Source organism: Streptomyces sp. NPDC060184 (assembly GCF_042728795.1).
GTDB lineage: Bacteria > Actinomycetota > Actinomycetes > Streptomycetales > Streptomycetaceae > Streptomyces.
In genome coordinates, this window is the sequence record NZ_JBHWYX010000065.1 from 23953 (window position 1) to 34841 (window position 10889).

The window sequence follows — 10889 nt, forward strand, 5'->3', positions numbered from 1 at the left end:
CCCGGCCCGCGCCGGGCTCGCCGCCGTCCCGCACCGGTGGGGCTCGGCCCGTGGTCCCGGTCACGACCTCACGGGGACGGGGTCCCTTGTGGAGACCGGACCGGTCACGAGATATCTTGATGTCAAGCAATGTTGCAGACGTGGAGCGGAGCACCCGGTGACTGACTCGACCATCATCTATACGCACACCGACGAGGCCCCTGCGCTGGCGACGTACTCGTTCCTGCCCGTCGTCGAGGCCTACGCCTCGACCGCCGGTGTCACGGTCGAGCGCCGCGACATCTCCCTCGCGGGCCGGATCATCGCCAGCTTCCCGGAGCGCCTCACCGCCGACCAGCGTATCGATGACGCGCTTGCCGAGCTGGGCGAGCTGGCCAAGACGCCGGGCGCCAACATCATCAAGCTGCCGAACATCTCGGCCTCGATCCCGCAGCTCAAGGCCGCCGTGGCCGAGCTCCAGGCGCAGGGCTACGCCCTCCCGGACTACCCGGACGACCCGCAGACCGACGAGGACAAGGACGTCCGCGCCCGGTACGACAAGGTCAAGGGCAGTGCGGTCAACCCCGTCCTGCGCGAGGGCAACTCCGACCGCCGCGCCCCCGCGTCGGTCAAGAACTACGCCAAGGCCCACCCGCACCGCATGGGCGCCTGGACGGCCGACTCGAAGACGAACGTCGCGACCATGGGCGTCGACGACTTCCGTTCCACCGAGAAGTCCGCCGTGATCGCCGAGGACGGCTCGCTCCGTATCGAGCTCGTCGGTGACGACGGCTCCACCACCGTGCTGCGCGCGTCGGTCCCGGTCCTGGCCGGCGAGGTCGTCGACGCCGCCGTCATGCGCGTCGCCGCGCTGCGCGAGTTCTTCACCGCGCAGGTCGCCCGCGCCAAATCCGAGGGCGTCCTCTTCTCGGTGCACCTCAAGGCCACCATGATGAAGGTCTCCGACCCGATCATCTTCGGCCACGTGGTCCGCGCCTTCTTCCCGAACACCTTCGCCAAGTACGGCGACGTGCTCGCGGCGGCCGGCCTCACCCCGAACGACGGCCTCGGCGGCATCCTGAAGGGCCTGGACTCCCTGTCCGAGGGCGGCGCCGAGATCAAGGCCTCCTTCGAGGCCGAGCTCGCCGAGGGCCCGGCCCTCGCGATGGTCGACTCCGACAAGGGCATCACCAACCTGCACGTCCCCAGCGACGTCATCGTCGACGCCTCCATGCCGGCCATGATCCGCACCTCCGGCCACATGTGGGGCCCGGACGGCAACGAGGCCGACACCCTCGCCGTGCTGCCCGACAGCAGCTACGCCGGCGTCTACCAGGTCGTCATCGACGACTGCCGCGCCAACGGCGCCTTCGACCCGTCGACCATGGGCTCCGTGCCGAACGTCGGTCTGATGGCGCAGAAGGCCGAGGAGTACGGCAGCCACGACAAGACCTTCGAGATCCCGGTCACCGGCACCGTCCGCGTGGTCGACGCCAAGGGCGACGTCGTCCTGGAGCAGACCGTCGGCGCCGGCGACATCTTCCGCATGTGCCAGACCAAGGACCTGCCGATCCAGGACTGGGTCAAGCTGGCCGTCACCCGCGCCCGCGCCACCGGCGTCCCGGCCGTGTTCTGGCTGGACGAGACCCGCGCGCACGACGCCAACCTCATCGCCAAGGTGAAGACGTACCTCGCCGACCACGACACGGACGGCCTGGACATCTCGATCAAGTCGCCGGAGGAGGCCACCGCCTTCTCGCTGGAGCGCATCCGCCGCGGCGAGGACACCATCTCGGTGACCGGCAACGTCCTCCGCGACTACCTCACGGACCTCTTCCCGATCCTGGAGCTGGGCACCAGCGCCAAGATGCTCTCCGTGGTCCCGCTGATGAACGGCGGCGGCCTCTTCGAGACGGGCGCCGGCGGCTCCGCGCCGAAGCACGTGCAGCAGCTCGTCAAGGAGGACTACCTCCGCTGGGACAGCCTCGGTGAGTTCCTCGCCCTGGCCGTCAGCTTCGAGCACCTCGCCCAGACCACCGGCAACGCCCGCGCCCAAGTCCTCGGCGACACCCTGGACCGCGCCACCGGCACGTTCCTGAACGAGGACAAGTCCCCGAGCCGCAAGCTCGGCGGCATCGACAACCGCGGCAGCCACTTCTTCCTCTCCCTGTACTGGGCGCAGGAGCTGGCCGCGCAGACCGACGACGTGCAGCTCGCCGAGGCGTTCGCGCCGCTGGCCAAGACTCTCACCGAGCAGGCGGACACCATCGTCGCCGAGCTCAACGCGGTGCAGGGCTCCCCGGTCGACATCGGTGGCTACTACCAGCCCGACCCGGAGAAGGCCGCCGCCGTCATGCGCCCCTCGGCGACCTTCAACCAGGCGATCGCGACCCTCGCCTGATCCGGTTGCCCGGGTGAGTGCGCGCACCTTCGCCCGCACCGCCCACCGCACGTACGCCTCCGCCCCGGCCAGGGTCACCCGGCCGGGGCGGAGGCGCGTCCGGGACCGCGCGGCTGCCGGGAGCGGCGGACCGATCCCGCAACACTGCCGCCATCTTCCGCCCGGCCCCGCCTGCCAGAATGGGCACGGCCCCGGCCGCCCGGCGGGAAGCCGTGAACGACGACGGAGGAACGCGTGCCGCCCACCTCGAAACCGCTGCGCAAGCTCGGGTTCCTCACGATCGGCCTGTTCGACGGCGCCGACCCGCGCCCCGGCCACGAGTCCACTCTGCGCATCATCGAACTGGGCGAACGGCTCGGCTTCGACAGCGCCTGGGTGAGGCACCGCCATCTCCAGTACGGCATCTCCTCCCCGATGGCCGTCCTGGCGGCGGCCACCCAGCGCACCAGCCGCATCCACCTCGGTACCGCCGTCATCCCGCTCGGCTGGGAGAACCCGCTCCGCCTCGCCGAGGACCTGGCGACCGTGGACATCCTCTCCGGAGGACGCCTGGAGCCGGGCGTCAGCGTGGGGCCGCCGACGCACTTCGACCGGGTCAAGGACGCCCTCTACCCGGACACGGCCGCCGACGAGGACTTCGGCCACGACCGCGTACGCAGGCTGCTCGACTTCGTACGCGGCGAACGGGTCACCGCCTTCAGCGGCACCGAGGGCATCGAGGTCTTCTCCGACCGCGTCGAACCCCACGCCCCGGGCCTGCGCGCGCGCATGTGGTACGGCGCCGGGAGCCTCCGGTCCGCCCGGTGGGCCGGCGAGAACGGGATGAACCTGCTGACCAGCAGCGTGGTGAAGGCGGAGGACGCGGGTGCGTCACCGGACTTCGCCGAGATCCAGCTGTCCCACGTCCGGACCTTCCGCGCCCACCACCCCGACGGCGACCGGGCCCGCGTCTCCCAGGGGCTCGTGGTCATCCCCACCGACTCCGCCACCCCGGCGCAGCGCGCCAAGTACGAGGAGTACGCCCGGAGCCGGGCGCCCCGCACCACCGCCCCGCAGGGACCGGCGCGCATGATGTTCGCCCCCGACCTCGTGGGCACCTCGGAGCAGCTGGCCGAACAGCTCCACGCCCACGCCGCGTTCCGGGAGGTCGACGAGGTCGCCTTCGCCCTGCCGTTCAGCTTCGACCACGAGGACTACGTCCAGATCCTCCACGACCTGGCCACCGTCCTCGGGCCCGCACTGGGGTGGAAGCCGGCCGGGTGAGGCGTCGCGGGAGCCCCGCGGGCGGCACTCCGGGGCGCCCCCGTCACCAGCTCGTCCGCAGCAGGTGGTTGACGAGGAGCGCCAGCACCACCTGGGCGCCGAGCCAGCCGCGCCGGTGTCCGTCGGGCAGCGCGGCGGCGGCGGGCAGCAGCCAGAGGACGAACGGCAGCCAGATGCGCTCCGTCTCGGCCTTGCTCATCCCCGACAGGTCGGCCGCCACGACGGCCAGCGCCGCCGCCAGCGTGAGTACGGCGAGCCGCTGCGCCCCGGCGAGCGGCCGGCCGGTCCGCAGCGCCCGTACGGCTCCGGGCGCGGCGACCGCCGACCGGCGCAGACCGGCCACGGTGGCCAGTCCGGCGGAGACGGTGACGGCGGCGAGGTTGGCCCAGACCCAGTACGCGTACGGCCGCCTCCCGCCCACCCCCTGGTGGTACCGCTCCACCAGCAGCGGATACGCGTCCCACCAGTGGAACCCCGCCAGGGTGAAGAGCACGGGCACCACCAGCGATCCGGCGGCGAACGCGGGCAGCGGGCGGGCCGTCCGGGCGAGCACCAGGACCGTCGCCAGCAGGAGACCGGTCAGCGGGAGCCCGTAACTCAGATAGCAGACGAGCCCGAACAGCAGGCCCGACCCGGCCGCCGCCGCCCCCGCAAGGCGGGTCGTGCGGGTGGCCGACAGTGCGAGCAGCGCCATCGACCAGCCGGCGACCGCGGCGAACGCGGCGTCGGCCGAGACACCCGCCCAGATCGCCCCCGGCGCGAGGACGAGGAACGGCGCCGCCTTCCGGGCGATCCGCTCACCGGCCAGCGCCCGCAGGGTGACCAGCGCCGCCGCGGCGGCCGTCGCCGCGAGCACCACGCAGCAGACCGCCGCCCACACCGCCCCGCCGAGACCGATCCGGTCCAGGAACACGAACGGCAGGGTGGCGCCCGGCGGGTGCCCGGCCACATGGGTCGGCCAGTTGCCGGGCCGGCCCATCACGATGTGGTCCTCGAAGGTGCGCAGGGCGGCGCCGATGTCGTGGAACCCGGCGACGCCCGCCAGGTACTCGTGCCGGCTGGTCAGCTTGAGGGCGAACCCGCTCCGCCAGCCGTCGACCAGCGCGAGCGAGAAGATCCACGCTGCCGAGACCGCCCAGGAGAGGGCCAGCAGCCCGCGCCAGCGCGTCCGGGCGGCCACCCGGGGGCCGACGGCGACGGCGAGCACGGCCAGCGCGAACGCCGCCGGGGTGCCCGGTCCGACGTGCGGGTCCCACGAGGCGATCAGGGGCGGCCACCCCGCGTAGAGGGACCCGTCGCCGTTCACCGCCCAGCCGACGAGCGCCGCCACCGCGACCAGTACCGCGCCCCCGGCCGCGGCCCTCAGGTCCCGGCGTCCCGTACCGTCCGCCGCCCCCGCGGGCTGCGCGGCTGCCGTCTCTCCGGCGCGTCCGGCGCGCTCCTCGGTCCTCACCCCGGCACGCTAAGCCGCCGGACGCCGTTTCCCCCGGCCGACCGGGCCGCTTCGCGCGACGGGACCCCCACCAGCCCCGCGCCCGGAGCAACGCCCCGCGCCCGCAGCGACGGCACCGGACCGTGTCCGGCCACTCGTCGGGGTGACCCGGCCCGCACGCCGGGAGGCGCGTCCCCACGCCGACGGGGCCCGCGCCCTACCGTCGCACCATGGGTGACCTCGTGCGACGCCTCCTTGCCCGGCCCGGCCCGACGCGACCGGACTTCTGGCGCAGCCCGCTGCGGGGAGCCCGGTTCACCGCCGTGCTCGGCGTCGTCCTGCTCGTCGGGCTGACCCTGGTGGCGGGTACCGGGCTCCTCTCCTACGCCGCGTACAACCCGGATCTCGCGGCCGTCAACGACAAGACGCCCGACAAGGGGCTGCTCGGCTTCTACCTGTTCGCCTGGCCGACCGACCCGCACTGGCTCTACCGGCTCACCCAGGGGGTGCACGTCACCCTCGGCACCGTGCTGGTCCCGGTGCTGCTCGCCAAGCTCTGGTCGGTGATTCCCCGGCTCTTCGCGCTCCCGCCGGTCCGTTCCCCCGGACACGCGCTGGAACGGCTCTCCATCGTCCTGCTGGTCGGCGGCGCGCTCTTCCAGTTCGTCACCGGGCTCCTCAACATCCAGCTGGAGTACGTCTTCCCCGGCTCCTTCTACCGGCTCCACTTCTACGGAGCGTGGGTCTTCCTCGCCGGTTTCCTCAGCCACACCGCGCTCAAGCTCCCGAAGGCCGTACGGGTCCTGCGCGACGGACTTCCCGCGGGCGGGAAGGACACCCTGGCGGCGCCCGAGCCCGACCCGCCGACGCTCTCCCGGCGCGGCGCGTTCGCCATGGTGGGCGCCGGGTCGCTGGTGCTGCTGGCCACCACGGCCGGCCGCAGCTCCGACGTGTTGCGCCCCACCGCCCTGCTCACCCCGCACGGGGTCGAGGACCCGGGCAGCGGGCCGAACGGCTTCCAGATCAACAAGACCGCCGCCTCCGTGCACGTCCGACCCGCCGACATCGGACCGGCCTGGCGCCTGACCGTCGTCGGACCGGCCGGCACCTTCCGCTTCACCCGGGCCCAGCTGCTCGCCCTGGACCAGCAAAGCGCGGCGCTCCCCATCGCCTGCGTGGAAGGGTGGTCCACCTCCGACCAGTGGTGGCGCGGGGTGCCGCTGCGGGACCTGGCGGCGATCGCCGGGTTCCCGGACGACCCCCCGGGCGTCCTGGTGGAATCCGTCCAGCGCACCGGTTCGTTCCGGCGGGCCGCCCTGCGCGACAACCAGGTGCGCGACCGCCGCTCGCTGCTCGCCCTGGAGGTCAACGGCGAGCCCCTGTCGGCCGACCACGGCCACCCGGCGCGGATCATCGTGCCGGCCGCCCCCGGAGTGATGAACACCAAATGGGTCGGCTCCCTCACCTTCGGAGCCCTGTGACCGGCCACGAGCGGGACACGGACAAGGCGGCCGGGGACCGGGCGGGGAGCACGGCGACGCGCCCGCGCGCCACGCGCTCCTTCCGGCGCCGGTACGGCGAGGGGCCGTTGCACCTGCTGCTCCTCGCCGCGACCTTCGCCCTGACCGGGTACGCCGGGGTCAGGCTCCTGCACGGCGACACCTCGCGGATCGTCCTCTGGTTCGCCGGTGCGGCCGTGGTGCACGACCTCGTCCTGCTGCCGGTGTACTCGACGGCCGACCGCGCCCTGCGCGCAGCGCTGGGGGCGCGGCCGGGCCCCGGTGGTGGGAGCCGGGTCGACTTCGTACGGGTACCGGCCTTCCTCTCCCTGCTGCTCCTGGTGGTCCAGTTCCCGCTGATCGCCCGGCTCTCCGAGCGCTACGAGCGCTACACCGGGCTCTCCGTCGACGTCTTCCTCGGCAACTGGCTCCTGGTCACCGGGGTGCTCTTCGCCGTCTCGGCGCTCTGGCTCGTCCTGTCCACGTGGCGGGGGAGCGCCCGGGCGTCGCGGCGGCGCAGGGAGACGAAGGGCCGCCCGTCCGACTCCCACTGATCGGCCACCCGCCACCCCTGCGGCCGGGCATGGCGCAGCAGGGCCGGGGTCCCCAGCCGGGCCCACGGGAACGGCGCGGGCGCCGGTTCCGGAGACCGGAGGCCGGTGGTACCGGCCGGGGCCGGGCTTCCGTCGTGGAGGTGGACCTCGGACCGCTCGTCCAGGTCGAGCGGGTGCGTCTCCACGACGAGGAGCCCGCCCGGGGCGAGCAGCGCCTCCACGCGCTCCAGCAGGGCGGAAGGATCTCCGCCGATACCGATGTTGCCGTCCACGAGCAGCACCGTGCCCCACCGGCCCTCGCCCGGCAGCGGGTCGAACACGCTGCGCCGCAGGGCCCACCCGCCGAGACCGCGGGTACGGGTCACGGCGGCCTCGCTCACGTCGATGCCGAGCGCCCGGTGGCCGCGCCGCCCGAGCGCGGCGACCAGTCGGCCCGGCCCGCAGCCGATGTCGAGCACCGGCCCCTCGCAGCGGCGCAGCGCCGACAGGTCGGCGTCGTCGGCGCCCAGGCACCAGCGCTCCACGTCCAGCGGCATCAGCAGGCCGTCCGTCCGGCGCAGGAAGAGCGGCCCTCGGCCGGAGCGGAGGGCGTTCGCGTACGGGTCGGCCGCCCAGGGGACGTCCCCGGCGGCCTGCTGGTCGCTCATCGGGCCGCCGCCCGGTTCAGCCGGCCGAGTGTCGCGGCGAACCGTCCGTGCGGCGCGAGTCCGGCGACCCGTACCGCGTCCTCGGCGGTGTCCACGTCGCTGAGCCGGTCCAGCTCACGCACCCTCAGCCCCGCGTCGAGCAGCCGCGCACGCTGCACCGCTCCGGTCTCGGGTACGGACATGGGGACGCCCCGCAGCAGCGCGGGGTCCGGGACCGCGAGCCCCAGGGCCCAGAACCCGCCGTCCTCGGCCCCGCCGAACCAGGCGTCGCACCGGTCCCACCCGTCCGGCGCCAACGCGGGCGCCAGATGGGCCGGTCCGATCTGCGGGGTGTCCATGCCGATGAGGAGCGCCGGACCGTCGCAGCCGCCGAACGCCCCGGCGAGCCGTTCGTCCAGACCGCCGGAGCACTGCGTCACGACGTCGATGCCCGGGGGAAGCCAGGGGCCGGGCCTGCCCTCCAGGACGAGCACCCGGCGCGCGGCGGGCAGCGAGAGCACGGCGAGCAGGGTGTCCGCGAGGGAGGCGGCGGCGAGTTCCGCCGCCTCCTCGGGGCTGAACGGCGGGGTGAGCCTGGTCTTGACGCGCCCGGGAACCGGCTCCTTCGCGAGGACCAGCACGGTGGTGGGCCCCGAGGGGGGCGGGGCGTCGGCAGGGGCCGGTGCGTTCGGGTTCATCGACACGACTCCGTCCGTGCGGCGGTGCGCGCGAGGGGCGGTTCGCGCAGCACCGCCCGCATGTCGAGCACCGCGTGCCAGGTGCCCCGCCAGGTCCCGGTGACTTTGGACCTGCCGGTACGGGGACGGTACGGGACGTCCGCCTCGGCGATCCTGAGCCCCGAGTCGGAGGCCCGCACCACCATCTGGAGCGGATACCCGCTGCGGCGGTCGGTGAGGCCGAGCGCCAGCAGGTCCGCCCGGCGCGCGGCGCGCAGCGGGCCGAGGTCGCGCAGCCGCAGACCCGTGCGGCGCCGCAGCATCCGGGCGAGCGCGATGTTGCCGAGCCGGGCGTGCAACGGCCAGGCGCCGCGCCCCTCGGGGCGGCGGCGGCCCAGCACGAGGTCGCAGGTCCCGGAGGCGACCCGCTGGACGAACGAGGGCAGCAGGCCGGGGTCCAGCGAGTCGTCGCAGTCGCAGAAGCAGACGAACTCCGCCTCGGCGGCGGCGAGTCCCGCATGGCACGCGGAGCCGAAGCCGCGGCGCGGCTCGTGCACGACGGTGGCGCCGAGCGAACGCGCCACCTCCGCCGAGCCGTCGGTCGAACCGTTGTCGACGACGATCGCGCGCCATCCGGCCGGGATCCGGGCGAGCACCCGGGGGAGGGCGGCGGCCTCGTCGAGGCAGGGCAGCACCACGTCGACGGAGAACGGTGCGGGGGATGGGGGTGTGGGGGCGGGGGAGCTGGTCGAGGTGTCGGTCACCCGGCTCACCCTATGGAGACACAACGGGCATTTGCCGGTATACAGGACCGGCGAAACGGTGACGTCGATCGGGTGGCCGCCCTGGACCTGCCGCTCCGCTCCGCCGTGTGGCTCCGTCAGGCGTCCGCGAGCCGGGCCCCGCCCGGGGACGCGACCGCCGCTCCTCTCTGCGGAGCGGCGGCGAACTCCCGCATGCCCTCGGCGAACCCCACCTCCGGCAGCCAGCCCAGTTCCGCGCGCAGCCGCCCTGAGTCCGCCGTCACATGACGTACGTCCCCGAGCCGGAACTCCCCGGTGACGACGGGCGACGGACCGCCGTGCGCGGCGGCGAGCGCCGCCGCCATCTCCCCGATGGTGTGCGGCTCCCCGCTCCCGGTGTTGTACGCGACCAGGGCCCCGGAGGCCCGCTCCGGCAGAGCGGTCAGCGCCGTCACGGCCGCCGCTGCGACATCGGTCACGTGCACGAAGTCGCGCCGCTGCCCGCCGTCCTCGAAGACCCGGGGCGCCTCACCGCGTGCCAGCGCGGAGCGGAACAGCGAGGCGACCCCGGCGTACGGGGTGTCGCGCGGCATCCCCGGCCCGTACACGTTGTGGTAGCGCAGCGACACCGCCCGGCCGTCCGTCGCACGCGCCCACGCGGCGGCCAGGTGCTCCTGGGCGAGCTTGCTGGCGGCGTAGACGTTCCGGGGGTCCGCCGGGGCGTCCTCGGGGACCAGTCCCGGTACGAGGTCCGCCCCGCAGGACGGGCAACGGGGCTCGAAGCGGCCCGCCTCCAGATCGCGCCGGGCACGCGGCCCGGGCCGGACGGGCCCGTGCCGCAGGCAGTCGTACCTCCCCTCGCCGTACACCACCATCGACCCGGCCATGACCAGGTCCCGGACTCCGGCCGCCGCCATCGCGGCGAGCAGCACCGCCGTGCCCAGGTCGTTGCATCCGACGTAGAGCGGTGCGTCGGCGAAGTCCTTGCCCAGTCCGACCATCGCCGCCTGGTGGCAGACCGCGTCGACCCCCGCCAGCGCGTCGGCCACGGCCCCTGGGTCCCGCACGTCACCGACGATCAGACGCTCGTACGGCCCCTCGGGAGCCGTGCCGCCGGGATGGGCCGAGGGCAGCAACGCGTCGATCACCACCACCTGGTGCCCGGCCGAGGCCAGGGCCCCGGTGATGTGCGACCCGATGAATCCCGCTCCGCCTGTGACGAGTACACGCATGACGCCACGTTAGGGCGTGGCCGCCCCTTCGCGTCGGACCGGCGGGCGGTGTTCCCGCACGGACACGGGCGGCGCACCCGACGGGGTGTCGGGTGCGCCGCGAGGGGGCGTGTGCCGGGAGGAGCGCCGGGGCTACTTCGGGGCGCGGTTGAAGAGCGAGGTGGACCAGAAGTAGCCGAGCAGGGCCAGCCCGAGGCACCAGGCGACGGCGATGAGGCCGTTGTTGCCGATCCCGGTGCCGAGCAGGAGTCCGCGCAGGGTCTCGATGGCCGGGGTGAACGGCTGGTACTGGGCGATCGGCTGGAACCAGCCGGGCATGGTGTCGACGGGGACGAAGGCGCTGGAGAGGAGCGGCAGGAGGATCAGCGGCATCGCGTTGTTGCTCGCTGCCTCGACGGTCGGGCTCACCAGGCCCATGCCGACCGCGATCCAGGTGAGCGCCAGGGCGAAGAGCACCAGCAGGCCGAACGCCGCCAGCCATTC

Annotated in this window: 9 protein-coding genes; 3 read left to right on the plus strand and 6 right to left on the minus strand. The window is 74.2% G+C overall.

Features of this window, described 5'->3' with window-relative positions; translation table 11 throughout:
- The first annotated feature begins 157 nt into the window (after positions 1-157).
- Positions 158-2380: an NADP-dependent isocitrate dehydrogenase gene (locus tag ACFWEE_RS30325; RefSeq protein ID WP_386894017.1), complete on the plus strand. Its 2223-nt coding sequence runs from the start codon at positions 158-160 to the stop codon at positions 2378-2380.
- Positions 2381-2614: 234 nt separating this feature from the next.
- Positions 2615-3643 (plus strand): LLM class flavin-dependent oxidoreductase, encoded by a 1029-nt coding sequence (locus ACFWEE_RS30330; protein WP_386894019.1) that lies wholly within the window; start codon positions 2615-2617, stop codon positions 3641-3643.
- Positions 3644-3686: 43 nt separating this feature from the next.
- Here ACFWEE_RS30330 and ACFWEE_RS30335 read toward each other — a convergent pair whose 3' ends face one another.
- Positions 3687-5096, minus strand: coding sequence for a hypothetical protein (locus tag ACFWEE_RS30335; RefSeq protein ID WP_386894021.1), 1410 nt, complete (start codon positions 5094-5096; stop codon positions 3687-3689).
- Positions 5097-5305: 209 nt separating this feature from the next.
- On the opposite strand from ACFWEE_RS30335, the gene ACFWEE_RS30340 reads away from it, so the two are divergent.
- A complete protein-coding gene (locus tag ACFWEE_RS30340) occupies positions 5306-6556 on the plus strand; it encodes a molybdopterin-dependent oxidoreductase (RefSeq protein WP_386894023.1) in 1251 nt (416 codons plus the stop codon).
- A 406-nt stretch (positions 6557-6962) separates the two neighbouring features.
- Here the strand turns inward: ACFWEE_RS30340 and ACFWEE_RS30345 are convergent, their stop codons facing one another.
- The 5 genes from ACFWEE_RS30345 to ACFWEE_RS30365 all read right to left on the minus strand — a co-directional run.
- A complete protein-coding gene (locus tag ACFWEE_RS30345) occupies positions 6963-7775 on the minus strand; it encodes a class I SAM-dependent methyltransferase (RefSeq protein ID WP_386894025.1) in 813 nt (270 codons plus the stop codon).
- A complete protein-coding gene (locus ACFWEE_RS30350; RefSeq protein WP_386894027.1) occupies positions 7772-8452 on the minus strand; it encodes a DUF2064 domain-containing protein in 681 nt (226 codons plus the stop codon). Before ACFWEE_RS30350 ends, ACFWEE_RS30345 begins: the two co-directional genes overlap by 4 nt.
- Positions 8449-9195, minus strand: coding sequence for a glycosyltransferase family 2 protein (locus ACFWEE_RS30355; protein WP_386894030.1), 747 nt, complete (start codon positions 9193-9195; stop codon positions 8449-8451). Before ACFWEE_RS30355 ends, ACFWEE_RS30350 begins: the two co-directional genes overlap by 4 nt.
- 116 nt (positions 9196-9311) lie before the next feature.
- A complete protein-coding gene (locus tag ACFWEE_RS30360) occupies positions 9312-10406 on the minus strand; it encodes an NAD-dependent epimerase/dehydratase family protein (protein ID WP_386894032.1) in 1095 nt (364 codons plus the stop codon).
- A 132-nt stretch (positions 10407-10538) separates the two neighbouring features.
- Positions 10539-10889: ABC transporter permease (locus ACFWEE_RS30365; protein ID WP_386894034.1), on the minus strand; the 351-nt coding region annotated here is incomplete at its 5' end.